Below are 25,212 nucleotides of genomic sequence, written 5' to 3'. Positions count from 1 at the left end.
AAGCACCCTTTAAAATCGACGGGCGTCGCGTTTTTTCAACTCACGAGGTCTTTCATGTCCAAAATTATCTCGATTCACTCGTTCCGAGGGGGAACTGGAAAGTCCAACACCACCGCCAATCTCGCCGCCACCGTCGCCCGTTGGGGACATCGCGTGGGGATTGTAGACACGGACATTCAATCCCCCGGAATTCACGTATTGTTCGGTTTCGACGACAAAAGCATGACCCATTCCCTCAATGACTACCTGTGGGGAAAATGCACCATCGAAGATACCGCCTACGACGTCAGCAGCGTCTTGCGGGAGGCTCAAACGCCGAAAAGCAAAATCTATCTGATTCCGTCGAGTATCAAAGCCGGAGATATTACGAAAGTGCTGCGCGAAGGGGTCGATTTCGGACTGCTCAGCGATGGCTTTTACGAACTGATCGAAGAACTTCAACTCGATTATCTGTTCATCGATACCCACCCGGGAATTAACGAAGAAACTTTACTGTCTCTGACCATTTCCGATGTCTTGCTCGTCGTCTTGCGACCCGATCGCCAGGACTTCCAAGGCACCGCCGTCACCGTGGAAGTGGCGCGGAAATTGGCCGTTCCCAAAATGTTTTTAATTGTCAATAAAGCCTTGCAAAGCTTCGATTTTGACGCTCTCAAAGTCGAAGTCGAAAAAACCTACAAAGCTCCGGTGGCAGCGATTTTGCCCCATTCCGAAGATATGATCCAACTCGCCAGTAGCGGGATTTTCTGTCTCAACTACCCGAAACATCCGTTGAGTAAGGAGATCGAAACCATTGCCCAATTGGCGATCGGCTAATCCAAACTGTACTTTTGTCTGAGCGATCGCGCGAGGAGACCATGAGGGGAGATCGTTTGAATCCAGAATCTCAAAATCGCGCCCAACAACGGGGGCGGGGCTTGAGCATGGGGGAAATTCTCAGTCTCCCCGCCCGCCAACGGCAGATCGTCAACTTTACGATCCGTCAAAAAGAATGCCGACTGGCACAAATCGCCGAGTTTCTCGACGAAAGCCCCGCCGAAACTGAGGGCGAACTGCAAGAATTGATCCGCGCGGGATTCGTGCGCGAATCGCGGATTGGCGGCGAGTCGGTCTACACGATCGAACTGGCGGCGAAAAAAGGCAGCCACTTACCGGACACGATCCAACAAGCCCTCACCCCGGGCAAACCTCTGGCGACGATTGTCAATCCGTCCGGGGAAGTGCTTTTGACGCCGGGTTCTCAGTTCGAGCTGTACGTAACGGTTTCTAACAAAGGCAATCAAAGTGCCTTAATCGATATTTTTATCGAGGAAACCTCCGAACCCGTGCGCCAGTGGTGCGCGACTCCCTTTACCCGGCTCGCGTTGGGGTCGGGACAAAGCAGCGAGGCGATTTTTAAGCTCGACATTCCCCTCGATGCGGTTCCCGGACCTTACGAATATACGTTAGTCGTAGACGCGCCCCAACATTATCCGGAAGATACGCCGATCTTACATTCGGCGCGGGTTCAGGTGATGCCGTTCGTTCAGGAAGCGCGTAAGGTCAGCGATCCGACCTTCAGCTTGTCGCCGCCGACGCGATCGCTCGATCCGGCAGTGCTCGAACCGGGACAACCCCTCGAACTCCACGTCCTCGTCCACAATCGCTCGGATCGGGTGGACCGCTTCCGCCTCGACTGTCCGGACTTACAGCGTCATTGGTATTCGGTTATCTATCCCGAAGGGTTGGCGCAACCGGGGATCGTCACCGCGACGGAAGGGTTGGAACTCAATCCGGGCGAAAAAGGCGAGATCGTGCTGCTGCTGCAACCGCCTCCCGATGCTTGGGCGGGGGTGTACGCGCCGACGGTGCGCCTGTATTCGACGAATAATCCCAGTTTGGCGTTGCTCGAACCTGCCTATTTTCGGGTCGCCGAGATTTATTTGCTCCACGCGGAGTTTCATACGGTGGTGGGTAAAATTGCCCGGGGGGCGGGCTTGTTCGAGTTGCGCCTGACCAATATGGGCAATAGCCCTCGGGAGGTGCGGGTCAGGGCGAAGGGGACGGACCAAGAGGAGATTTGCAAGTTTACGATCGCCCCGCGTCAGGTTCGGCTGTTACCGGGAGAATCGAGGATCGTAGGTTTGCAGGTGGAACCGACGGACGCCCGCCGCCCGTTTTCGGGGAAATTGATTAGTTTTATCCTCGAACTCGAAGATTTAGATAAATTTCCTTTAATTACCGATCGCTTCCAAGGGGCGCTGATGTGGGAGGGGCGTCCTTGGTGGCAATTGCTGCTGTTGATTTTGGCGATCGCCAGCGCGATCGTCGGCTTGGCGGTGTTAATCTGGTGGTTGCTCACTCGTCCGCCCGTGCGTCCCCGGATCGTCCGCTTCGCCCCGGAGAGTACGACTTACAAACAAGCCAACGACGACGCCATCCGCCTCGATTGGGCGATCGCCCATCCGGAAAAAATTGACTCTCTCACTCTGATCGGTCTCTCGGAAGATGGCTTGGTCGCGAGCGGTCCGGTCCTGTACGAGTTCGAGAACGGCTTGCCCAGATCGTTGCAACATTTTTGCAAAATGAACGGTCAGCTCGTCTGTGAAAATGTCTGGACCGATGCTAAAAAGGCGGGCAAATATATCTTTGAATTGACCTTGACGCCGAAAGAAGGGGAGCCGGGACAGGGCGAAACCCTCAAGACCAAGCCGATCGCGATCGAGCCGCTCCCGGTGCCGAAAATTCTCGAAGTTGCTTCGACTCGCCCGGTTTATCAACGGCAAACCCGTCCCGACGCCCCCGAACCCCAAGGGGAACCGATCGCCCTCAATTGGACCATTGCCCATCCGGAACAACTGCAGGCGGTGGCGGCGATCGCGCGATCGCCCGACGGCGCCGTCACCAGTCCCCTCAAACGCTACGACTTCAGCCAGGGGATCCCCGAACCACTGCGCGGCTTTTGCGAGATCGCCAACGAACAACTGCGCTGCGACAACGTCCCCACCGATGCGGGCAATCCCGGCGACTATATCTTCGAGTTGACCGCCATCCCCAAACACGGCGAACCGGAAACCGCCACCAGTGCCAAAACCGAGCAAATTCAAGTCCAAGTCGATCCGATTCCGACGGCGATCGCCCAATTTACCCTCAACGGTAAACCCGTCCCCCCCAAATATCTCGCCCGCCTTGTCAACGGCGACCAACCCCCGGTGGTTCTGCTCTCCTGGAAAGTCACCGGAGACCCGGACCTTCAAGTCCAGTTGTTGCCCTCTCCCGGCGACGTTCCCCCGGAAGGTCAGCTCGCCTATCCCCTCAGTCCCCAACCCGGGAGTGAAGTGATTACCCTGCAAGCCAGCAGCCCTACCGGAGACCCGGTCACGCGATCGTTCGTCGTCGAAACCCTCCCGCCACCGGAAACCGTCGCCGTTCCTCCCCCTCCCGGGGCCGATGGCGCCGCCGAAGCTCCCGGGGGTGCCGAGGGTGAACCCGGAACCGTCGCCGTTCCCCCTCCTCCCGAGGAGGGAACCCCCGGCGCCGTAGCGGGAGACGGTACATCTGACGGCGGCCCCCCCGGTACCGATGGCACGGCGGCGGGGGAGGCTTCCGGGGAGCAAGGTGCGGCTGGGGAGGACGAGGGTGAAGCCGGATCCCAGCCAGAAGAAGAACCGCTTCCCGAACCGGATCCCCTGGAACCTCAAGAGTTGCCGCCGACGTTCAATTAACTGGTTTTGCGCGCCATGAAGCCCCGAATACTCTTTGCGATCGCCCATCGGGAGAGATCCCCCCTAGCCCCCCTTGAGAAGGGGGGGACTGGAGAGTGCGGCGTTGTTCCCAAAATAAACAACGTCTTGAAAGTCCCCCTTATTAAGGGGGATTTAGGGGGATCCTCCAGTAAAGTCCCCCTTATTAAGGGGGATTTAGGGGGATCCTCTCCAGGGGAGACCGCCCATCGGGAGAGATCCCCCCTAGCCCCCCTTGAGAAGGGGGGGACTGGAGAGTGCGGCGTTGTTCCCAAAATAAACAACGTCTTGAAAGTCCCCCTTAATCAGGGGGATTTAGGGGGATCCTCTCCAGGGGAGACCGCCCCAACCCCATCTATTACTCGCCGCATCTTAGTCCTCCTCCTCTCCTTCCCCTTCCTCCTCGCCGCCAGTGGACGACACGTAGAGCAACTGCGCGAAACTAAACAATGCGCGGACTGCCAACTGCGAGAGGCGCGCTTGGGTGGGGCTGAACTCAACGGCGCCAATATCGCAGGATCCGACTTGCGGCGGGCTCACTTGCGCGGGGCGCAATTAGAAGGGGCGAACTTGCAAAATGCCAACGCCCGGATTGCGGACTTGCGCGATACCAATCTCGCCAGCGCTAATTTAGTCGGGGGAAACTTCAAACAGGCGCAATTCGCCCAAGCGATTCTGTTTCGCGCCAATCTCAGCCAGACTAATTTAGAAGAGGCCGATTTTACCGGGGCGAAACTCGGCGGCGCCAATCTCAGCCAGGGGATTTTAACAAAGGCGGAGTTACAAGAGGCAGACTTAGAAGGGGCGAATCTCGACGAGACTGTTTTTCTGGAAGCCAATTTAAGCGGGGCGAACCTCAAACAGGCGAGTTTGCAAAAGGCAGATTTTAGCCAAGCTAATTTAGAAGGGGCGAATCTGGAAGGGGCGGATTTGCGCGGGGCGAATTTGGAAACGGCAAATTTAACGCGGGTTTATTTAAAAGATACCCGGATCGACGCCCAAACGGCGATCGCCGCCAAATGGCTGTTAGTGCGCGAATCCCTCAGCAGCGCCATTCCCCAACCGGATTTACGCGGGGCGGATTTAGCGGGCGCCAATTTAAAAGATATCGACTGGGACAATACGGATTTAGCAGGAGCCAATTTGGAAGGGGCTTATCTGTTTTTGGCGAAACTGCGTCAGGTCAATCTCGTGGGTGGCAATTTGGCGGGGGCGGATTTAGTTTACGCGGATTTGACCGGGGCGGATTTAACTGAGGCGTCGCTGATGGCGGCGAATTTAAGTCACGCGCGTTTATCGGGGGTGACGTTGCAGCAGGGGAATCTCGCCGGGGCGAATTTGTACCGGGCGGATTTGCAAGGGGCGGATTTGCAAGGGGCGAATTTACAAGGGGCGGACTTGCGCGGTAGCGATTTTACCGGGGCGGAGTTGACGGGGGCTAATTTAAGTGAGGTGGTGTTCGATGCGGATACGAAGATCGCCGCTCAAGCTTGGCTGGTCTGGGATTTGTTGGAACGCGGCGCGGGCGATCGCGATCTGACGGGGGTGGATTTAGCTGGGGCGCCGTTAGCTGGGGTCAACCTGGAAGGGGTGCGTCTGACTCGGGTCAATTTGGCGGGGGCGGATTTGACGGGGGCCAATTTAGAACAAGCCAATTTATTTCAAGCGGATTTGAGGGAGGCGAATTTAAGCGGGGCGAATTTAAATGGGGCGAATTTGAGCGAGGCTAATTTGCGCGATGCGATTTTAGACGGGGCAATGCTGGATAAGGCTTATCTATGCGGAGCAATACTGCCAAATGGAACGAGAGAAGTTTGTGAATAAAGTGAGATATACTTTTGGGGGTTCGCTGCTGGGGCTGCTGGTTTTGGGGGCGTTGGGGTTGACTGTGGCGCCCGTGGCGGCTCAGGAGGGGTTGGAGGATTTTCAATATTGGGCACAACTGTGCGCGTCTCTGGCTGAAGAGGATAAGTATGAGGAGGCGATCGCGGCCTGTGACAGCGCGATCGCCCTCAATCCGAAGGATGTGGAAACGTGGCGCGATCGCGCTGGTATCTTGTTGGAGTTGCAGCAGTATACACAAGCGACGGCGGCGTATAACCGGGTGTTGGTGCTACAGCCGGACGATTCCCTGGCGTTGGCCGATCGCTGTTATGCGCTTTCTCAGTTGGAACGCTACGACGTGGCGATCGAATCGTGCGAAACGGCGCTGCGGGTAGACCGCAACTGGGGCGAAGCCAGTCCGGCGCTCGCTTGGTATCATCGCGGGCGGGCGTTCTGGCAGTTGGGGGAGGTGAAGGCGGCGTTGGATTCGTTCGATTGGGCGTTAGAACTCGATCGCGACTACTCGGCGGCGGCGGCGGATCGCTGTCAGTTACTGGCAGATTTGGGGGATTTCGAGGGGGCGTTGGCGGCGTGCGATCGCGCCTTGAAGGCCGATCGCCGTTGGTCGCCGTCGGATCCGGCAACGGTTTGGGAGATTAAAGGTGAGATTTATATAGCTCTCGATCGCTACGATCGCGCCCTCGATGCCTTCGATCGCGCCCTCGCCCTCAATCCGGAGAATGCGGACGCTTGGCTGCAACGCGCTCAATTGCTCGATCGCCTCGGACGCCACGGGGAGGCGAAAATTGCTTACGATTGGGTGGTGCAGATCCAGCCGAATTCGTCTTTGGTTTTAGCCCGTCAGTGTGCTAACCTCAACCGCTTGGGCAGTTACGAGGAAGCCCTCGCGGCGTGCGAGGCGGCCCTCAAAGAGGGGGATGGCATTTGGGGATCGGAAGGCGCGGCGTTTGCCTGGATGCACCGTGGCAACGCCCTTGCGGGGTTGGGGAATTACGAGGAGGCGATCGCCTCGTCCAACCGCGCGATCGCCCTCGCCCCGGATTATGCCGACGCCTGGAGCAATCGCAGTGTGCCGTTATGGCACTTGGGACGGGACGACGAAGCTCTCGCCGCCACGGAACGGGCGATCGCCCTCGATCCGAACTCGTCTCTCGCTTGGTACAATCAAGGCCGCATTTTAAAGGATTTGGGCGAATACGACGCCGCGATCGCCGCTTACGACCGGGCGATTAAAGGGGATGCCAATATCGGCGATCGTCCCTCTCTGGCTCAAATTTGGATTAATCAAAGTGCGGTGTTTTTAATCCTGCAAGAGTACGGTAATGCGTTGACCGTCGCCCAAAGTGCGACGACGACCGCCCCGGAACAAGTCGCCGGATGGTACAATCAGGGTCTGGCGTTGATGGCCCTGCAGCGTTACGAAGAAGCGGTCGAAGTCTACGAGAAGGCGATCGAACTCGACCCCGAAAATGCCGACTTTTGGACGGGAAAAGGCATGGCCCTGCGCGCCTTGGAAGAGTACGCCGAAGCCCTCCCCGCCTTGGAAACGGCGATTCAACTCAACCCCACCCATCCTCAAGCCTTGCAAACTTTAGAAATCGTCCGCCGCGAGTTGCAACCGGAACCCCCGCCACCGGACGCACAAAATGTACCACCCGAGGAAACCTTACCGGAAGTCTCACCCCCCGCCCAACCGTAGGAACACGACAGTTCCTGTCCCCAACCCAGCTCACCTGTCAGATTTTCGCTCATCTTCCAATCGGAAATTTTAATCCACTTCCCCCATACAAGTCCTCTTGCACAAGACTATTTAATTCTTGAGGATTTAAAGGATTGTGACCCGCTTTTAACTGGCCGATCCATTCTTGACGCTGTTCTTTTTTATTGCTGTCTAAAGTCCACCCGATAAAAGCTTCAAAATCAGCGATCGCCCCTTTTTTATCCCCCACAATTGCCCGCGCAATTCCCCGACTGTCACGAATCAAACCATCTTCCGGAGATAAATCGACCGCGCGATCGCACGCTTCTATGACCGCTTGCGCTTCGCCGTAAAAACTTCCATAGAAGCAAATGTTGTGCCAATCGTCGGCATATATTTCTAGATTGGGTTGAAGCGTTCGGGCTTCTTTGTATGCAGCAATTGCCGCTTTCACTTCACCCTTTTTCACTAAAGTATTTGCTTTTTCAATTAACCCTTTAGCCAAAAAGAGATTAATTTGTTTGTCCGTATCGAAAACAATCTCAGAATCGCGCTTTTTAGCCGCTTCAAACTTGGCTTTTGCCCCTTCTTTGTCCCCCGATTTTGCTAAAGCTTGTCCTTGTTCCACTAACAATTGTGCCAATTCTTTTTCCGTCCAAACTTCACGCTGACAAGTATTCCAGGCTTTTTGCGTGGTTTCTGTGATTGGGTTTTTAAATACCGGATGGAAATAGAGGCGATCGCAACCGACCTCAAGCAGCTTGTGCCAATCTCCCCGCCAAAGTTCGAGGATGTTATCCACACTCCCATTCAAGATGAGGCGATCGATCATTTCCCCATTTTCGTTCCACAATTTTACCGTTAGCTCGTGCCAAAACCCTGTTACCGTTAGAAACGCTTGACCGTCGGAACTTCTCGCCACCCATGGAAAATGTTCTCGCTGCAAATACCCTCGCAACGGTTCCCCTACGGGTTCCCCCTGGCGATTCCACAATCGAACTGTGTCATCTGAGATCTGTCGAGTGATAATCGTTTCACCATCTGGCGTAATCTGTGCGATCCAATCTGTTTCAGGATTCTCCTCTTGTCTTAATTCTTGAATATTAAACTGTCCGTTAGTTTGCCATGAACGAACTTTTCCATAATCTTTTAATTCAATTGTTTCACCCTCATCAAAACTTGAATACGGCGTCTCTTCTTCTGATTCGGCGTCGATCGGTTCTGGTTTAATCTCTTCCCAAATTCGGATCGTTCCATCGCCGCCACCACTGACAATAGTGTAAGTATCGGCTGCAATGGCTAACGCATTCACTCCCATTACTTGATGTCCCCGGAACGGTTCCCCTAATGGGTATCCGTCAGATGTCCACAGGCGTAATGTTCCGTCGAGACTGCTACTGACGATCGTCCCATTTGGATTAAAAGCAATAGAGTAAATACTACTTTGATGTCCGGATTGAGGGTCGTTGATTCGATCGCCTTCCCGATTCCAGAGATTAATAGTTCCTCCCCATACGCCAGTGGCAATTATATCTTCATCGGGACTAATAGCTAGTGCAAAAATCATATCTTCATAGTTATTCTCAGTTTTGCTAATAACTTTTTTAATCAGTTTTCCCTCGCGATTCCACAGATGAATATTGCCATCTTGATTACCACTAACAATAGTTCCTCCATCAGCAGTAATCGCAACGGACATAACACCATAATTTCCAGATTTCATCGGTGGTGCGATCGCCTGTCCGTCTTGACTCCATAGTTTTACAAGTCCATCATATCCTCCAGTTACAATAGTATTGCCATCTGGCGTCATCGCGATACTATTAATTCGACTGTTATGGGCATTAACTTGGGCTATCGGTCTTTTTCGATCCGGATTCCAGAAGCAAAGAATTCCCTGTTTGTCTCCTGTCACAATAAGCTTGCCATCCGAACTCATGGCAAGAGCATAAATAGGAGATTGATGAATTCTTAGGGTTTTATTTACCAGTTCCCCCTTATTATTCCAGACATTTACAATACCATTATTTCCGGCACTTGCAATGAGTTTCCCATTCGCACTAATTCCTACACCAAAAATACTCCCTTGATCGGTTTCAATCATATTTTTTTCTTTGGCAACTTCGATCGCCCCTAACAAGCTAAACTTAATTGGATGCAAAACTTCTTTTAACTTTTGCTGACTGTCTCCGGTACTGGCGATCGCTAATAACAAGCCATCTACAGGTTCAAAAGAAAGCAAATTTCTCGAAATGGCTGCCTTTTCTCCCAGTTGAGCGATCGTACTTTGTCGAACGGCAAAAAGTGCGGCAATACTAACTAAAACCGTCGAGGCGATCGCACCCAATGCCAGAAAAGTAACCCGCCGAACTTGTTGTTTTAAGAGGCGATCGCGCTTTTGCAAACTCGCGTCTATAAATTGATTTTCTATTTCGCTAAGTCCGCCTAACTCTTTAAATTCTCCTCGTTCTCTAACTTCAGCAACACGCTGGAGTTTCGACCCACTCCATAATTCATCTTCTGCCTTGATCTTATTCTCGTCCTGTGAATTTTGCCAGTTTTTAGCATCTTCCGATAAACGATTGCGTAAATGAATCAGTTCTTGACTTTCCGTTATCCAATGTTGCAATAAATCCCACGAATGAATCAAGGTTTCATGGGCAATTTCAATCGCCGCCTCTCGATCTCCAGCTTCGAGATTGCTCACCAACAAATTTGCATCGACCAATGTTTTTAAAATCAGTTCTTCATCCTGATTAAATTCGGACTTTTCCGCCCGACGACTCACAAATTTAAGACTTTTAGATGCTTCATCTAATTTGACCAATCTCAAAAAGATACATTTAACTGCTTCACGGCGATCGGGCGATAAACCATCGTAAATTTCGTTAACATGTTTCTGGAGAGCACCGCGAACGCCTCCCAATTCTCGATAAGTTTTAATGTTGAGGGTTCGGTCTTCAATGTCGTCTCGTTGCCACAGTAAATCTAGGGTATATTCAAGTAAGGGCAAAGAAGCTGCTTGTCCGATAACGTCATTAACAATTTCCTTAACTAATTCCCCTTCAAAAATAACCCCATGCTGGGCGGCGGGTTGTTCGATCGCCAAACGCAACTCATCCGGGTGCATGTCGGTGACTAAATGGATATAAGGTTCCACAAGTTTACCGAATTTGGGATAAGGACTGAAGCGATGTAAAAAATCAGCCCGCATGGCTAAAATCAGCTTAACCGAGTGGTCGCAATTTTGGACTAAGTTAATGAAATTTTCGATAAAAATTTTGCGTTTTTCGAGATCGGATGTTCTTGTAAAAAGTTCTTCAAATTGATCGACAAAAACCAGCCACTGTTCGTTACTCTGTTTTAATCGATCGACCGTTTCCAACAATGTAGTAGGCTTATGTTGTAAAACTAATCGTGCATTGTCTTGAGAAAAGCCGCCGACAATTAAACTACTTTCAAGAGATTTGAACGGATCGAGATCGGGAGTAAAGATAAATGCGCGAAACTTAGACCCGAGACGATCGCTGAGTTGAGGAAGGACACCCGCCCGAATGAGGGAAGATTTGCCACTTCCAGACGCCCCGAGAATTAAAAGCAAGGGATTTTTAGCAATCGCGTTGATTAAACTGGCGATCGCCTGGTCGCGTCCGAAAAATAAATCTTTATCTCTCGCTTCAAACCGTTTTAATCCGCGATAAGGAGAAATGGGATTAAAGGAACGATTTTGAACGGAAGATGCGGTAATTTGAATGATTTGATTGACGGTAAAGGTATTCCCTTCTCCAGTAATCGTAATATCCCGGAAGGTTTGGACTTGCTGATGGGTGGTAGACATTTTTTTAAATGGGTTAAATTTTATCGTTAACGATCGCCGATCCTAACGATCTTGATTCTGGCGTCCGACTTTTGTAAGATTGGGTACGAGATGGGCAGACAATTTGCAAACTGTCTACTCCGGTCTCGTGTCCGGAGTCGTCCTATCCTAAGCTAAGGACGATCGAACCATGACTGACAATATGCCTATTTTTTAGCACAATACACGAGGGCGATCGCGCCTCCCCGAAGGTTTTAACAATCGATCGCAACTCTTTGTAAATCCTTCAAACTTCTCTATTAATTTTCACCATTTTTCACCGTTCTTTATCGATCTTCATGTCTGGCGATCGCCGTTTGTAGCTGGTGAAAAATAGGTGAACGCCCGTGCTTTTGTAACCCGATCGACTTAGTTCTTCAATCGTTCTTATGAACTCCACCGATCTCGCGTTCGCGTCCGCCTTAGAACAAGCCCGACTCATCCGAACTGGGCAAATTTCACCTTTAGAACTTACCCAAGTTTACCTCGATCGCATCGATCGCCTCAACCCCAAACTCGGCAGCTATTTCTACATCAACGGCGATCGGGCGATCGCCGACGCCAAACAAAAAACCGAACATCTCACAACCGCCGACCCAGATCGCTTACCACCGTTTTTCGGAGTTCCCACGGCGATCAAAGATCTCAACAACGTCGCCGAACTCCCCTGCAGCTTCGGCGTCGCCGCCCTTCGCGACCAAGTCTCCACCTACGATGATGGGGTCGTCGCCCGCATGAAGGCTGCCGGATTTACAATTCTCGGCAAAACCGCCACCTCACAATTGGGGATGTTTCCCTACAGCGAACCGCCGGGATTTCCCGCCGCCCGCAATCCCTGGAATCCCGACTATACCCCGGGCGGATCCAGTGGCGGGGCGGCGGCGGCGGTAGCGGCAGGTCTCTGCGCGATCGCACAAGGTTCCGACGGCGGCGGTTCGATTCGCGGTCCGGCGGCTTGCTGCGGGGCAATCGGCCTCAAACCCTCGCGGGGTCGGGTTTCCTATGCCCCCGTCGGCGATGCCTTAAGCGGTTTGGCCACCAACGGTCCGATCGCCCGAACCGTAGCCGACGCCGCCGCCCTCCTCGACGTTATCTCGGGATATCTCACAGGCGATCCTTACTGGCTCCCGGATTCCGAACCTTCTTTTCTCACTTGCGCTACCTCCAATTCCGTCAAACCCTTACGAATCGGCTTTACCACTGCCATTCCACCGATGGGCGAGGCGGCGCCACCCTGTCAAAAAGCCGTTTTAGAAACCGTCAAACACCTGGAAACTCTCGGTCACCAGGTCGAAGAAGTCCGTCCCGATTTCAGCGAATTGGTCGAACCGTTTATTGCCGTCTGGCAAACCGCCGCTACCGTTGGGGGCATTCCAGAAGCCGCCTTAGAACCGATGAATCAATGGTTTGCCCGACGGGCGAACGGGGTCACTGCGGGACAATACTTGCAAGCCGTCGGTAAAATGCAGGTCGTGGCGCGCCAAATTGTCAGTGTTTTAGACCCGTTCGACTTGTTTGTTACCCCTGTTTTCCTACATCCGACGATTCGCGTCGGGGAATGGGCCGACCTGTCGCCGGAAGAAACGTTAGCTAAAATGGTGCGCTGGATCGCACCTTGTGCGCCTTTCAACGCCACGGGACAACCCGCGATCGCCCTCCCCGCCGGGATCGATGACGGTTTGCCCGTAGGGGTGCAACTGGTGGGCCGACCTGCCGGGGAAAGTACGTTACTAGCGATCGCCGCCCAATTAGAAGCCGAATTTCCCTGGGGCGATCGGCGTCCGCCCCTGGCCTAAATCAGCTCGCCTTTTTATACTCGATTCAAGTATCTTTAGCGACGGCACGATCGCCCCCGTGGGGTGGAGTCGGGATAAAAGGTCACAATAGCGTTGCGACTTTTCACGAAAACGGCGGGGTAGGATGTTCCAGTTTCGCGATCTCGCACCGAAAGTAAACAAGCTCCCTCCGCACTGCCCTGCCGTTTGAACGCCCGGGTCACTTCCACGAGCATTTCTTCGGCATTCGTGAGATACGGATATCCTTTGAGATCGTCGGCGATCTCCCGATCGCCCAGGCGAACCAACACCCCTAAAGTATAAATTGCCCCCGGGACGACTTCTTCCCGGCGGGCATTGTTTGGTAAGCGTCCGGCAATGGCGAGATCTTGCAGTTCCCAATAGCGTCCGACAAAATGCAAGCCTCCAATCCGGTTATTTCCTTCAATTTCACCGCAAAAAATATGGTCGAAGCCGTGGCGATCGAACCAAATATCGGTTAAATCTTCCAAAAACTGAGTATTACTGCCGCGATCGCCCCGTAACGCACCGCCGACCGCATCCTTCACCCTTGCCAACACCTGCGGATGTTGGCGCATCAAATATTGGAACTGTTCTCTCGAAACCCGACTTCCCAACGGACCGCAGGTGTCGAGAACGGCGCGGTCAAAGGCATTCAAAACAGGTGGAACGGGGGTGATATCGACTGGACGTTCTCTGGGAAAGCTAACCTCGACCGGGTTACTCTGGCGATCGAAAAAGGGCGCGAGGCGATCGCCCCTCGTCCCCGCGAGGCTGCTGCACGCGGTGAACACTACGACGAAAAAGAGGGCCGAACTGGCGATAAATCGGGCAAGAGAGGAGTTCATAACCGGAAACCGAATCGGGACTTGGAGGGGATGCGCCCTTGAGCCAAGGCTCGGGGACTGCGCTAGGATCGAATTAAAAACAATGGCATTATAAAATTTTCAAGTCGATTCGCTCGAACAGTTGTATTGCATTGTAATATACACAGATGCTTAAATCTACGCTAATTACAGGGTCTATTATACTGGCGATTATCTATGTCGCTTTCGGGGATAAAATCGAATTCCTCCCCGAAAAGATGCAGACGACGAGTTTGCAAACGCGCACGAGTATTACCAAGTTTGCTCAAGGATTGGTTCCCGGTTGGGCGAAGAAAAATCCCAACGAACGCACGGAAAAAGAGATCGAAGAACAGTTACAGCAAGGCGGCGGCGAACCTGCTAACTAACTCTATTGGTTTCAGAAAAGGGCAAACAAGGGCGATCGCCCCTTTCAGAAGATCTCTTGGAAAACAGTAGGTAATTTATTTAGGGCATAGGGCAAACCATTCTATGGGTGGCGGGCAGGATGCCCGCCCTACGGACTTCTCATTATTGCTGGAGGTTCCGACGGTGAAGCCACGTACCTCTAAAACCCTTTCAATTTTGGCAGTTATTTTAGGATTCGCGTTTATCGCTTGGGGCGATCGCATTTTACCGGAACCGATGAAAACGGTCAGTTTCCGAACGCGAACGACCATCGAACGGTTCTTGTTAGGAATGACGCCGGATTGGAACCCGGAAAATCCTAACGAGCGCACGGAAAAAGCGATTGAGGAAGAATTGAATAGGAATTGAAGAAATTAATAGGCGATCGCCTATTTTGGAACTAAAAAGGCGGGCAAGATGCCCGCACCTCAGTAGGGTTGGATTCGACAGGCGGGCAAGATGCCCGCGCTACAGTTTATTTCTTTTTCAACCAGCTAAACATGGCGCGCAGATCTTTCCCAACTTCCTCGATGGGATGTTCTGCTTCCTGACGGCGCATGGCCGTAAACCCGGGTTTGCCTGCTTGATTTTCTAACACGAAATCGCGGGCAAATTGGCCGGATTGGATTTCCGAGAGGATTTTACGCATTTCGGCGCGGGTGGCGTCGGTGACGATGCGCGGACCGCGCGTGTAGTCGCCGTATTCGGCAGTGTTGGAAATGCTATCGCGCATGGTAGCCAAACCGCCTTCGACGATTAAATCGACGATCAGTTTGACTTCGTGGAGGCATTCAAAATAGGCCAATTCGGGCTGATATCCGGCATTGACGAGGGTTTCAAAGCCAGCCTTGATTAAGGCGCTCAGACCGCCACAGAGCACGGCTTGTTCGCCGAACAGGTCGGTTTCGGTTTCTTCGCGGAAGGTGGTTTCGAGGATTCCGGCACGAGTACCGCCGATTCCTTTAGCGTAAGCCATCGCGCGATCGCGAGCTTGTCCGGTGGCATCTTGATAGACGGCAAACAAGCAGGGAACCCCTTCGCCTTGTTCGTAGGTGCGGCGGACCAGGTGACCGGGGCCTTTGGGGGCGACCATCACCACGTCTACGTTAGCGGGGGGAACGACTTGTCCGAAGTGGATGTTAAAGCCGTGGGCGAAGGAAAGGATTTTGCCTTCGGTCAGATGGGGGGCGATTTCGTTGGTGTAGACAGTTTTTTGTACTTCGTCCGGCAGCAGGATCATAATCCAGTCGGCGGCTTTGGCGGCGTCGGCGACGCTGTGGACGGCTAAACCTGCCGCTTTGGCTTTCTCGGCGGATTTGCTGCCCGGATATAGCCCGACAATGACGTTCATGCCGCTATCTTTGAGGTTGAGGGCGTGGGCGTGACCTTGGGAACCGTAACCGACGATCGCGATCGTTTTTCCGGCTAAAAGGTCTAAATTGGCATCGGCGTCGTAGTACATGCGGGCCATAATCGGCGTCTCCTTCCAGGAAGCATCGTAAAGATATTGCAAACTCCGTATTGTATCAAACAAGGGGACGCCTCCCAAGGGGCGATCGCCCGCATCTTGTCCGTAGCCGTCAGAAGGTTCCGAGAGCGGCTAGAATAACAAAACTGCGTCAGTGGTGTTGACCGTGACTCATAACTGGGCGAATCGACAGCAGCAACAAGCCAAACGAGCCGTTCACTCGTTCGGGAGTGATAATTACTACCACTTGCTCGGGCTGACCAGTTCGGCGTCGGCGTCGGACATCCGGCGAGCTTACCGCGAATTGAGCAAGCGCTATCACCCGGACACGAGCGAGTTACCGATTGAAATCGCCAAAGAGAAATTTCACAAAGTCAAGGAAGCCTATGCGACTTTGAACGACCCGCAACAGCGAGGGATCTACGATCGCCAATTACAAGCCCGCCACTGGCAGCAGCTCTATCGTCCGCCCGTCAGTCGCGATTGGGAGAGATCGGCGCCGCCGCGCGATCGCGATCGCCCCAGGTCGTCGTCGGCGTACTTAGACCCGACCGACCGTCCCCTCTCCGCCGGAGAACTGTTCGCCTTATTCATTTTAGGGATTACCTTTCTCGGCTGTCTGTTACTGGCGATCGCCATCGGTCTGACCCGAGGCGAAATCGCCTTAGAACCGACCTCGGCGCCGACGGCGATCGAGCATTCGATCGAACGGTCGCCCTCCTCCGATCCGGCGATCGCGCGATCGCGCCCCTCCCCTTAAAGCCTACGATCCATACCACCTGCGAACCTTCATGACTTTGCCTTCCTCCGATACCCCCTTGTACAACCATCCCCTGCCCGAAATCGAGCAATGGCTCAAAAATTGCGGTTGTCAGCAAGACGACACCGAACTGCATCGATGGTACGTCGAGCAGCCCCAATGGAAAGCCGAACTCAGCCTCGACATCGATCGCCTGATCGTGCGCTACCTCAGTGCGGGAACCACGGGCGAAGATATCGAACGCGCCTTTAAATATTCCCTCAGCCGCGAGGACATCGAACAAGCGATCTTTGCCGGACCGTAACCCGAACCCTTTCAGAGTTTGCCGAAACGGCGGTGGCGTTGCTGGTAAACCTGCAAAGCACGATGGAACGCCTGACGGTCGAAATCCGGCCAGAGCGTATCGGTAATGTAAAATTCCGAATACGCCACCTGCCAAAGCAAGAAATTACTAATTCGCATCTCCCCACTGGTTCGGATCAGCAAATCCGGATCCCCCAAATGGGAAGTATAGAGATGGCGCTCGAATACAGCCTCGTCGATCGCCTCCGGATCGAGCCGACCGTCGCGCACCTGTTCGGCGATCGCCCGACACGCTTGGACAATTTCCTGGCGTCCGCCGTAGTTGGTGGCGATCGTGAACTTAATCTGCTTATTATCCTTCGTCGCCGCCGTCGAGCGCTCGATTTCCTCCTGCAGCGATTGCGGTAGCGCCTCCAAATTCCCCACAAAATGAATCTGGACGTTTTCCTCCATCATCTCCTTGAGTTCCTGGCGCAACATCCGCTCGAACAACGTCATCAAAAAATTGACCTCTTCGAGGGGACGTCCCCAATTCTCGCTGGAAAACGCATAAACGGTGAGGGCGTCGATCCCCCAATCCTTACAGCAACGCAATAAATCCTTGAGCGCGTCCACTCCCCGACGATGACCCATAATCCGAGGCATTCCCCGTCTTTGCGCCCAACGCCCGTTGCCATCCATAATTACGGCTACATGTTTGGGCAGTCGCTCTCGGTCGAGGTCGGGAGGTAGCTGTTTCAAAGGGGTTGGCTTGGTAATCATTTTTTCTCTCGGGAAGCCGATGATGGAAGACGGAGCAAACGCGAAATCAGTGCCGCACCCCGAGCACCCAGTTTGCGACTGAGCGTTCGCAGGTCCGGTGCAACGGGTTCTCGCTCCACCGTTTGCGAGAATCGAGATTGCAGTAGTTCTTTGAGTTTACTGCTCGTTAGAGGTCGATTCAGGACGCCGCGTTCCGCCAAAGAAATCGATCCGGTTTCTTCAGAAACAACGACACATATACAATTTTCGACCCGCTCGGTAATGCCCATCGCCGCTCGGTGCCGCGTTCCCAGTTGCCGCGAAGCGCTGCGTTCCGACAAAGGTAAAATCACCCCTGCCGCCACAATTCGAGACGCTCGAATCAACAGCGCTCCGTCATGCAACAGCGTAGACGTTTGAAAGATAGACTGCAACAACTCCTTAGACACTTCCGCATTCAATTTAACCCCGGGAACGGAAAAATCTCGCTCGTCAATCGGTCCGCTCGTTTCTAAAATCATCAGCGCTCCCGTGCGGTTTTGCGAAAGTTCCTTCACCGCATCGACAATTTCATCGATCGTGCTGTCCGGTTTGGGAATCGTCTGTCGGTACGGTTGAAACAGCAGCTTAAAATCTCCTTTACCCAACTGTTCGAGAAACCGACGAAATTCGGATTGCAAAATCACCGCCATCGCCACGGCGGAGCCGATCACCAAGTTATTCAAAACAAATTTGAGTAAATTGAGCTCTAGGGTAGCACTCAGCGCTGCCGCCACCATTAATAGGATAAACCCGCGTACCATCCACAACGTCCGCCGCTCCCCGATGATCGCCAGTACCATATAACTGAGCGCCAGCACGAGAATGATATCGATCGGATCTTTGAGCCATTGTTTCCAAATTTCCCCGAGGCGAAGCAACAAGGATTGAATCCAGCTTGGGTCGATCGGCAATTGGTTCCACAAATATCCCATGTGCTCGCTCATGAACCTTGCGCTTCTACATTGGAAGATTAGCTAGCTGGATCGTCCAGCCGCCGATAGAGTAAGCGGTTAACACCGTAGGCTGGGGGTTGGTGCCGAACCGATCGCCCTCAACCCCCGGTCGGTGGGGAAGGGCGAACCCTCCCCGGCTTTGGTACCGTTACACGCCGGAGCGCATCAAGCGTTCGGGGAGCCGATCTTGTCGAATTAAGTCTTCGTAAGTCTCGCGCTGCAAGATCGTATTGGCTTCGCCATCGCGGACTAAAACGGCTGCCGGACGGCCTACCCGATTGTAGTTCGAGGCCATGCTGTAATTGTAGGCGCCCGTTCCCATGACCGCGAGAATATCGCCGGGTCGAGTTTCGGGAAGCAACGCCTCGCCAATCAAGATATCGCCGGACTCGCAGTGCTTACCCGCTATAGTAACAGTCCGATCGCTGACGGCGGAGAGGCGATTGGCGATCGCGGCGCGATAGGACGATTGATAGGTAATCGGACGGGGATTGTCGGACATCCCGCCATCGACGGACACGTAGGTGCGGATCTGCGGGATCGTCTTGTGGGCGCCGACAGTATAGGCGGTCACGCAAGCCGGGCCGACGAGCGATCGCCCCGGTTCGCACAACAGTTTCGGCAAGGCGACCTGTCGCGCCTGACAGGCTTCGGCGACACTGGTCGCAATCAATTTCACCCACTCGTCAATACTCGGCGGATCGTCGGCTTCGGTGTAGCGAATTCCCAAGCCGCCACCGACGTTGAGTTCCTCCACGGGTAAGCCGCACTGGCGCGCTTTGGCCACCCAATCCACCAACACCCCGGCCAAATCTCGATGGGGTTGCAATTCAAAAATCTGGGAGCCGATATGGGCGTGCAAGCCGATACACTTGAGATTCGCTTGAGCGTTGACGAACTCGAACACCGCATCGAGATCGTCGGGATCGAAGCCGAACTTACTGTCGAGATGTCCGGTGCGGATGTACTCGTGAGTGTGACATTCAATCCCGGGGGTAAACCGCAACATGACGCGCTGGGGTTGGCTCCCGTCCCCGTCGCGGGTCAACTCGGCCAAGTGGTGCAAGTCTTGCCAGTTGTCGGCGACGACGGTGCAGCCGACGGCGATCGCAAATTTCAGCTCGTCTCGGGATTTGTTGTTGCCGTGCAAATAAATCTTCTGCGGGCTGACTCCCGCACGGATCGCGGTGTAGAGTTCGCCTCCGGTCACTACGTCTACCCCGAGTCCTTCGCGATCGACGATCGCGCAAATCGCCAAACAACTCCAGGCTTTCGACGCATACAACACCTGGGATTCCCCGGGATAATAAGCGGTGAGGGCGTCGCGATACTGACGGCAGGCCGTTCGTAATGTCTCTTCGTCGAGAATGTACAACGGCGACCCAAAACGCTCGACGAGCATCGTCACGTCACAACCCCCGATTTCCAGGCGATCGCTCTCGTTGGCCCGGGCGCTCAACGGCAGCAACGACTGATTCGGAGAAAGGGGTTCACCTGTAGAAGGAGCTTCCGGTAGATACTGACGTCCGCAATTGTCAACGGCACGGGGATAAGTTGAGACCATATTCAATGACTTGTCTTGAGTTAGGTGAGGAGCATGATTGTTTCTCGTTTCCCAGTTTACAATTGCGCCTCGTGCTTTCTGTGCTTAACCTACGATTTCTCTCCCCCTCAACGGCGATCGCCTCCCCCGCCCCCGGTCGCCTCCTAAAGCGTAAAATGCGATCGTCCCTCTCGCGATCGCCGATCTCGTGGCTGTTTTAGAACTCCAACCCCTCTGTGAAGACCTCCTGCCTGCCGTGGTCGCCCTCGACCGACTCGCTTTAGGCGGGCTGTGGACCCTCGAAGGCTACGCGCGAGAACTCGACAGTCCCAACAGCGATTTATTGGTCCTGCGCGCCGCGCCGACCCCGGAACGTCCGGAACCGCCGCCCCTGGTCGGGCTCGCCTGTCTGTGGTCGATCCTCGAAGAAGCCCACATCACCTTACTGGCGATCGATCCCCACTATCGCCGTCAGGGATTCGGCCAAACCCTCCTCTACGCTTTACTCGATCGCGCCTGGAAACGCCAACTGGAATGGGCCACCCTCGAAGTCCGCTTTTCCAATCGAGCCGCCTTGAGTCTCTATCAACAATTCGGCTTCACTCAAGTGGGAATCCGGCGCGGCTATTACAAAGAAACCGGGGAAGATGCCCGCATTTTGTGGCGTTCCGGCTTAAAACAACCGGATTTTCCCGAAACCCTCGCCCAGTGGCAATCCCAGATCCACGATCGCCTCGCGCGATCGCACTGGTCTTTATCCCTCCCGGACGACCTTTGAACCCGATCCCCAATGGCCTACGTAAACTTTCCCGAATTCCGATTCCAATTTCAAGGCTTATTGTTATAATCAAAATGGATTTTTCCATCAAAAGTTTAAGCGTAGAGCGATCGCGATCTACCCAGTCAAACGATAAAAAATAAGCTACTTTTTAGCAAATTTTACCCTCATTGCTCGCTCGCACTTTTCTACTTCGTCCCATTCGTCAATTTCCTGGACTATCCCTCCAGGTCAGTTGAAGGAGTTGAGAGCATGACTAAATTATTCACCCTGCTGTTAACCGTAACCAGCGTTACCTTTTTAGGAGCGCGGGTCCTCTCGGCGGAAGTGGCCGATCGCCCTTCTTCCCATCCCGCAAGACCTCCCGTGCCGGATGCCGCCAAAGTTTACGACAGTTTGAGGCACTTATTAGCCCAAACCGAACCCGCAGAAAATAACGAAGACCTCGAAAAAGGATTGGCCGATTTTGATTGGGAATTGCCCAATCAAAACCCCCAACGACAGTTTAGTTACAGTTTGGGATTGCCCATCCAATTAATCTCCCCCAATAGCGAATCGGAAGATGGCATTCAGCTCAATGTCGATCTGACCCGCTTGGAAAAATTAGAAACCACACCCGTCGAAACCGAAACTGAGGAATAACTGGGGGCGATCGCCCGATCCCCTAAGCGATTAGTTGTTGCAAATCGTCCCGGAGAATCGCTAATAACTGTTGTCGGTTCACTTCACAGCCGACAAACGCATTCGCCTGCAATTTTGCCCCATGTCGCCTGTCAATAAACGTATATCCGGCACTGTAACGCCCTTCCGTCTCGATCCGCACCTCGGCGCGCCGAAACTTGAGTGTTTCCGGATAAAACAAGTAGGCGACCGTCACCGCATCGTGAACTAAAAAGCCCTCGATCCCCGCCGTTTCGCGGTAACGCAACGCCGTCTCGGTCATGAACTCGCACAAGCGATCCACAAACACGGCGATCGCACTCTCCGGCGCCCGCGATCGCATCTCCCGGGCCGTCTGCCGTCGGAAAATCAACTCCTGGGTCACGTCGAGGGGCAACACCACCAAATTCGCCCCACTTTCTAAAACGGACTGCGCCGCTTGCGGGTCATACGCCGCATTGAACTCCGCCAACGGCGTCACGTTGCCCTGGCGTTCAAACGTCCCCAACATCAACACCACTTCTTTAGCCAATTTGAGAATCCCCGGTCGTTTCGCCTCCGCCGCCGCCAAATTACTCAACGGCGCCAAACCGACAACCGTAATCTCCCCCGGCGACTGAGTGAGGGCGTCGATAATTGTATCGTCCGCATTCGGCGCCGTTTGCCAATCCCGGCGGGACGCAGGCAGGGTGGCGGACAGATCCCCCATCCCGTCGGCGCCGTGAATGTGACGGGCATCTGAGAGGGTCGCAGGGGGATCGGCCACGGCCCGGGCGATTTCGACCCCCGCACAACCGCCCAGTTGCAGGAGTTGACAGGCGCTGGTAAAGGTTCGCGACCCGTTGACGTTGCCTTGGGCCGTGGTGACGGCGACCAGTTCGGCCAGTCCTTGACGGACCAGACTTTGCAACCACAGTAAGGCGATGGCATCGTCGCCGCCGGGGTCGGTATCGACGAGTAGTTTGCGGGGGGGAAGGGAGGACATGGGGAGAGAATCGGAGATCGGGATCATGCGGAGACCAAGCCCAGTTTGAGGGCTTTAACGATCGCCTGGGTGCGACTGGTGACCCCGAGTTTCTCGAAAATCGAGGTTAAATGGGCTTTGACTGTGGCGACGGTGACGTAAAGGTTTTGGGCGATCGCCTCGTTGGAGGCCCCTTGGACCAGCCAGTGTAAAACTTCTTGTTCGCGTTCGGTCAGGTGGAGGGATTGGGCCGCTTGCAAGCAGCGTCCGGCGTAGAAGTGGAACATCCGAAAAAAGCTGGTCGCCACGTCGGGATCGAGGTAAATGCGATCGTCGATTACCGTGGAAATCGCCTCGCACAACTGATTCGCCAAACGGTCTTTAAAGACGTAACCGCGCGCCCCCGCCTGCATGGCGCGAAATACCCATTCATCTTCGTGATGGGCCGACAAAACCAAGATTTTACCGGAATAACCCCGTTCGCGGAAGCGGATTAAGGCTGAAATGCCGTCTTCGTGAGGGAGTTCTAAGTCGAGTAAGACTAAGGATTGATGTTGTTCTTTGGTTAATTTGAGGGCTTGATCGACACAAGCGGCTTCGCCGACGACGTTAAATTTTAATTTTCCATTGCTATAGAATTCTAAAAGGGTTCGCAATCCTTGACGGAAAATTGGGTCGTCATCGACCAACAAAATCGAGATTAACTGATGGGTACTCATAGAAGGAAACCTCTATTCGGCGAGTTCGGAACGGGTGGGCGAGACCGAATCGCGATCGCCGAAGTGATGCAGCTACTCAGAAATCGGTAAGGTAAAGGAAAATCTAGCCCCTCCTTCGGGCAGGTTTTCGCCCCAAATTGTCCCGCCATGTTTTAGAATGGCGCTTTTAGCGATATTTAGACCCCATCCGGTTCCCCCTTGACGGCGGGAGTAAGAGGGCGTGAAAATTTGTTTGAGGTCTTGGGCGGACAGTCCGCAGCCGCGATCGGTTACGGTGACTAAGACTTCGTTATGAAAGACGCGCCAGTTCCAAGTGATGGTTTGGCGATCGGGACTGAATGCAATCGCATTACCGAGGAGATTTTCAATGGCTTGTTGGATTTGCCAGCGATCGATTTTTAAGCGTAAAGCACTATTGGGATAGGCGATCGTTAAGTGTTTTTTTTCCCAGTGAGAGCGCAGTCTTGCGATCTGCTCGACCAAGATTTCGCGCAAATCGTACAGTTGGGTTTCCCGACGATCGCGGGGTTCTAAAGGGAGTAGATGGGTTAAGTTCAGGGTTAAATCATTAACGATTTGACGGGCGATCGTGGCTTGTTGTTTATAGGTTTCTTCGGTCAATCCCAAGCAGAGATTTTCTAGGTAAAGAGCGACGGTCGCGAGAGAATGTCGGATTTGATGTTCTCCTCGATGGAGGTCGCGATCGCACGCTTTCCTTTCCAGATGTAACTGATTGTTTTCCCAGGATAGAGTTAAATAATCATCTAGAAATTGAGCGCGCTGTTCTAAGTGGTTCTGCTCTTCCGCAGAAAGAGATCTTTCGGCTAATAAGAGTAAATACTCATCATCGTGAGGGGTTCGACTAAAAAGATATAAATAAACGGTTGGAGAATGAGGGGTCGATCGCCCGCGATCGGCGATCGGTTGCGGTAGGGGGTCATGCTCCCCAAAAGGGAAAAATGTTGGTCGATTAAATTCGCTCAATTGACCGCGAGGCAGCCGATCGCCGCCAGCGAGCCGACCTTCTAAAGCCGAACGATATCGGGGGTGGAAATCTGGGAGATCGTTACGAAAATAACGGATCGACTCGCGCGCGAACCCGTCCCCATTTCGATAATGGATTGCGGCGGCCTCGACGGGCAAGAGACTGGCAATCTGGTTGAGTTCTCTTTGTAAAGCGGTGTAATTTTTCCCCAATCTCTCCTGGGGAGAATAACAGATAGTAGATCCGGGTAAATCTAAATCGGTGTAAGAGGGTTTCATTGTAAAATTTATTAACTAGGCGTGCCTCGGAACAAACTGGCAAATGAGGCTCAAGCTGGCACCTCGATAGAATTTGCCAATGTCGTTCAAACCTCGAAGGAAGCCGATGCGATTCGGCGGGTTAGATTGTTACCGTCGGTTCGACAGTATTACTGTAACCTCCGTTCCGTCTTGTCCAAATTAATAACACACAATTTTTAAAGTCTCGACCAAAGTCTAATAAACCCTAGAGGTAGCGCTGACTAATCTAGATCCCGTACAGCCCAAAAACCCACAGCGATGATTGCTGCTGTTGCTCAGACTCTGGCAGAAATCCTGGCGGGCGGGACTTCCCTCATCGATATCGAATCCATCGATCTCAATCACCCGAGCATCGATCGCCCCGGCGGTCCGAGGCTGAACCTTTACTGTTACGACCTCTGGCAAAGTCAGCACGAGCCGTCTGCAGAGTTCTCGCGTAGTGACACCTCGGACGTTCGCGATTCGACCATTTGGTTTGACGTATCGTTTTTAGTCACGGCTTGGGACCACACTGCCCTCGGGGAACAGCGCCTGCTTTCAGAAGCATTGACTCGACTCCTCTCCTACCGCTTCGTCCCGGAAGACCTTCTCGAACCGTCCTTGCGAGGTCACGGTCACTTACAGATGAGAGTTTGTGTGGGTGGGGCGATCGATACGGCGTCCCTTTGGCGTGCATTGGGTGTTCCGCTACGGCCTGCCTTGTACGTCACGATCGCCGTTCCCGCGATCGTCGAGCCGCAATCTAGCCCAGGGCGATCGCTATCCCTTACCCCCAGTCCCTAGGGTTCCAATTTGGGCTGAAACGCTCGTCAATTCAATACCAGAT

21 protein-coding genes are annotated in these 25,212 nt (G+C 53.6%); 12 read left to right on the top strand and 9 right to left on the bottom strand.

The annotated features are described in order from the left end of the window. Positions 1-54 precede the first annotated feature (54 nt). The 4 genes from JJD41_RS02970 (at position 55) to JJD41_RS02955 (ending at position 7,266) form a co-directional block, all read left to right on the top strand. Positions 55-816, top strand: coding sequence for a MinD/ParA family ATP-binding protein (locus tag JJD41_RS02970; RefSeq protein WP_200664644.1), 762 nt, complete (start codon positions 55-57; stop codon positions 814-816). A gap of 56 nt (positions 817-872) precedes the next feature. Next, positions 873-3,704: a transcriptional regulator gene (locus tag JJD41_RS02965; RefSeq protein ID WP_234488483.1), complete on the top strand. Its 2,832-nt coding sequence runs from the start codon at positions 873-875 to the stop codon at positions 3,702-3,704. A gap of 306 nt (positions 3,705-4,010) precedes the next feature. Next, on the top strand, positions 4,011-5,546 hold the full coding sequence (locus tag JJD41_RS02960) for a pentapeptide repeat-containing protein (protein ID WP_200664642.1): 1,536 nt from the start codon (positions 4,011-4,013) through the stop codon (positions 5,544-5,546). Beyond that, positions 5,539-7,266, top strand: a complete 1,728-nt coding sequence (locus tag JJD41_RS02955) for a tetratricopeptide repeat protein (protein ID WP_370583707.1) — start codon at positions 5,539-5,541, stop codon at positions 7,264-7,266. The genes JJD41_RS02960 and JJD41_RS02955 overlap by 8 nt, the downstream gene beginning before the upstream one ends. A gap of 49 nt (positions 7,267-7,315) precedes the next feature. Here the strand turns inward: JJD41_RS02955 and JJD41_RS02950 are convergent, their stop codons facing one another. Then, a complete protein-coding gene (locus JJD41_RS02950) occupies positions 7,316-11,104 on the bottom strand; it encodes an nSTAND1 domain-containing NTPase (RefSeq protein ID WP_370583706.1) in 3,789 nt (1,262 codons plus the stop codon). Between the two features lie 407 nt (positions 11,105-11,511). Here JJD41_RS02950 and JJD41_RS02945 point away from each other — a divergent pair, with 407 nt between their 5' ends. Beyond that, entirely contained in the window at positions 11,512-12,918 is a 1,407-nt protein-coding gene (locus tag JJD41_RS02945; RefSeq protein WP_200664639.1) for an amidase, read from the top strand. Positions 12,919-12,953: 35 nt separating this feature from the next. Here the strand turns inward: JJD41_RS02945 and JJD41_RS02940 are convergent, their stop codons facing one another. Further along, positions 12,954-13,766: an EndoU domain-containing protein gene (locus JJD41_RS02940; RefSeq protein ID WP_200664638.1), complete on the bottom strand. Its 813-nt coding sequence runs from the start codon at positions 13,764-13,766 to the stop codon at positions 12,954-12,956. Positions 13,767-14,002: 236 nt separating this feature from the next. Between JJD41_RS02940 and JJD41_RS24560 the strand changes: the two genes are divergently transcribed. Further along, positions 14,003-14,152 carry a hypothetical protein gene (locus tag JJD41_RS24560; RefSeq protein ID WP_234488482.1) on the top strand — a complete coding sequence of 50 codons (150 nt, stop codon included), beginning with the start codon at positions 14,003-14,005 and terminating at the stop codon, positions 14,150-14,152. Between the two features lie 103 nt (positions 14,153-14,255). Next, entirely contained in the window at positions 14,256-14,540 is a 285-nt protein-coding gene (locus JJD41_RS02930) for a hypothetical protein (protein WP_234488481.1), read from the top strand. 106 nt (positions 14,541-14,646) lie between these two features. On the opposite strand, the gene ilvC is transcribed toward JJD41_RS02930, so the two are convergent. Next, on the bottom strand, positions 14,647-15,642 hold the full coding sequence (gene ilvC, locus JJD41_RS02925) for a ketol-acid reductoisomerase (RefSeq protein WP_200664637.1): 996 nt from the start codon (positions 15,640-15,642) through the stop codon (positions 14,647-14,649). 163 nt (positions 15,643-15,805) lie between these two features. Between ilvC and JJD41_RS02920 the strand changes: the two genes are divergently transcribed. Both JJD41_RS02920 and JJD41_RS02915 read left to right on the top strand, forming a co-directional pair. After that, complete coding sequence (locus JJD41_RS02920) at positions 15,806-16,399, top strand: J domain-containing protein (RefSeq protein WP_200664636.1); 594 nt, start codon at positions 15,806-15,808, stop codon at positions 16,397-16,399. Positions 16,400-16,430: 31 nt separating this feature from the next. Then, positions 16,431-16,703 (top strand): DUF3143 domain-containing protein, encoded by a 273-nt coding sequence (locus tag JJD41_RS02915; RefSeq protein WP_200664635.1) that lies wholly within the window; start codon positions 16,431-16,433, stop codon positions 16,701-16,703. Positions 16,704-16,714: 11 nt separating this feature from the next. On the opposite strand, the gene JJD41_RS02910 is transcribed toward JJD41_RS02915, so the two are convergent. The 3 genes from JJD41_RS02910 to lysA form a co-directional block, all read right to left on the bottom strand. After that, positions 16,715-17,464: an isoprenyl transferase gene (locus JJD41_RS02910; protein WP_200664634.1), complete on the bottom strand. Its 750-nt coding sequence runs from the start codon at positions 17,462-17,464 to the stop codon at positions 16,715-16,717. Further along, a complete protein-coding gene (gene cdaA / locus JJD41_RS02905; RefSeq protein ID WP_234488480.1) occupies positions 17,461-18,429 on the bottom strand; it encodes a diadenylate cyclase CdaA in 969 nt (322 codons plus the stop codon). Before cdaA ends, JJD41_RS02910 begins: the two co-directional genes overlap by 4 nt. Positions 18,430-18,586: 157 nt before the next feature. Next, a complete protein-coding gene (gene lysA / locus JJD41_RS02900) occupies positions 18,587-20,002 on the bottom strand; it encodes a diaminopimelate decarboxylase (RefSeq protein ID WP_200667033.1) in 1,416 nt (471 codons plus the stop codon). A gap of 187 nt (positions 20,003-20,189) precedes the next feature. On the opposite strand from lysA, the gene rimI reads away from it, so the two are divergent. Together rimI and JJD41_RS02890 are read left to right on the top strand one after the other, a co-directional pair. After that, the gene (gene rimI, locus JJD41_RS02895; protein ID WP_200664633.1) at positions 20,190-20,759 is read left to right on the top strand and encodes a ribosomal protein S18-alanine N-acetyltransferase; all 570 of its coding nucleotides are present in this window, start codon (positions 20,190-20,192) and stop codon (positions 20,757-20,759) included. Between the two features lie 252 nt (positions 20,760-21,011). Beyond that, positions 21,012-21,401 (top strand): hypothetical protein, encoded by a 390-nt coding sequence (locus tag JJD41_RS02890; RefSeq protein WP_200664632.1) that lies wholly within the window; start codon positions 21,012-21,014, stop codon positions 21,399-21,401. Between the two features lie 22 nt (positions 21,402-21,423). Here JJD41_RS02890 and JJD41_RS02885 read toward each other — a convergent pair whose 3' ends face one another. The 3 genes from JJD41_RS02885 to JJD41_RS02875 all read right to left on the bottom strand — a co-directional run bounded on the left by JJD41_RS02885 (position 21,424) and on the right by JJD41_RS02875 (position 24,365). Next, positions 21,424-22,404: a nucleoside hydrolase gene (locus JJD41_RS02885; RefSeq protein ID WP_200664631.1), complete on the bottom strand. Its 981-nt coding sequence runs from the start codon at positions 22,402-22,404 to the stop codon at positions 21,424-21,426. 23 nt (positions 22,405-22,427) lie between these two features. Then, positions 22,428-23,102: a response regulator gene (locus JJD41_RS02880; RefSeq protein WP_168568559.1), complete on the bottom strand. Its 675-nt coding sequence runs from the start codon at positions 23,100-23,102 to the stop codon at positions 22,428-22,430. Between the two features lie 72 nt (positions 23,103-23,174). Then, positions 23,175-24,365, bottom strand: a complete 1,191-nt coding sequence (locus JJD41_RS02875; protein ID WP_200664630.1) for a sensor histidine kinase — start codon at positions 24,363-24,365, stop codon at positions 23,175-23,177. A gap of 279 nt (positions 24,366-24,644) precedes the next feature. On the opposite strand from JJD41_RS02875, the gene JJD41_RS02870 reads away from it, so the two are divergent. After that, positions 24,645-25,169, top strand: coding sequence for a Pvc16 family protein (locus tag JJD41_RS02870; protein ID WP_200664629.1), 525 nt, complete (start codon positions 24,645-24,647; stop codon positions 25,167-25,169). The last annotated feature ends 43 nt before the right edge of the window (positions 25,170-25,212 follow it).

It is taken from the genome of Oxynema mangrovii CENA135, from assembly GCF_016632315.1.
Taxonomy (GTDB): domain Bacteria; phylum Cyanobacteriota; class Cyanobacteriia; order Cyanobacteriales; family Laspinemataceae; genus Oxynema; species Oxynema aestuarii.
This window is presented reverse-complemented; position numbering and strand designations above follow the sequence as displayed.

Excerpts from the sequence above, each read along its gene's own strand:
- JJD41_RS02970 (WP_200664644.1), top strand. The coding sequence starts at position 55 with ATGTCCAAAATTATCTCGATTCACTCGTTCCGAGGGGGAACTGGAAAG.
- JJD41_RS02950 (WP_370583706.1), bottom strand. The coding sequence starts at position 11,104 with ATGTCTACCACCCATCAGCAAGTCCAAACCTTCCGGGATATTACGATT.
- JJD41_RS02945 (WP_200664639.1), top strand. The coding sequence starts at position 11,512 with ATGAACTCCACCGATCTCGCGTTCGCGTCCGCCTTAGAACAAGCCCGA.
- JJD41_RS02940 (WP_200664638.1), bottom strand. The coding sequence starts at position 13,766 with ATGAACTCCTCTCTTGCCCGATTTATCGCCAGTTCGGCCCTCTTTTTC.
- JJD41_RS24560 (WP_234488482.1), top strand. The coding sequence starts at position 14,003 with ATGCAGACGACGAGTTTGCAAACGCGCACGAGTATTACCAAGTTTGCT.
- JJD41_RS02930 (WP_234488481.1), top strand. The coding sequence starts at position 14,256 with ATGGGTGGCGGGCAGGATGCCCGCCCTACGGACTTCTCATTATTGCTG.
- ilvC (WP_200664637.1), bottom strand. The coding sequence starts at position 15,642 with ATGGCCCGCATGTACTACGACGCCGATGCCAATTTAGACCTTTTAGCC.
- JJD41_RS02915 (WP_200664635.1), top strand. The coding sequence starts at position 16,431 with ATGACTTTGCCTTCCTCCGATACCCCCTTGTACAACCATCCCCTGCCC.
- JJD41_RS02910 (WP_200664634.1), bottom strand. The coding sequence starts at position 17,464 with ATGATTACCAAGCCAACCCCTTTGAAACAGCTACCTCCCGACCTCGAC.
- cdaA (WP_234488480.1), bottom strand. The coding sequence starts at position 18,429 with ATGAGCGAGCACATGGGATATTTGTGGAACCAATTGCCGATCGACCCA.
- lysA (WP_200667033.1), bottom strand. The coding sequence starts at position 20,002 with ATGGTCTCAACTTATCCCCGTGCCGTTGACAATTGCGGACGTCAGTAT.
- JJD41_RS02890 (WP_200664632.1), top strand. The coding sequence starts at position 21,012 with ATGACTAAATTATTCACCCTGCTGTTAACCGTAACCAGCGTTACCTTT.
- JJD41_RS02885 (WP_200664631.1), bottom strand. The coding sequence starts at position 22,404 with ATGTCCTCCCTTCCCCCCCGCAAACTACTCGTCGATACCGACCCCGGC.
- JJD41_RS02880 (WP_168568559.1), bottom strand. The coding sequence starts at position 23,102 with ATGAGTACCCATCAGTTAATCTCGATTTTGTTGGTCGATGACGACCCA.
- JJD41_RS02875 (WP_200664630.1), bottom strand. The coding sequence starts at position 24,365 with ATGAAACCCTCTTACACCGATTTAGATTTACCCGGATCTACTATCTGT.
- JJD41_RS02870 (WP_200664629.1), top strand. The coding sequence starts at position 24,645 with ATGATTGCTGCTGTTGCTCAGACTCTGGCAGAAATCCTGGCGGGCGGG.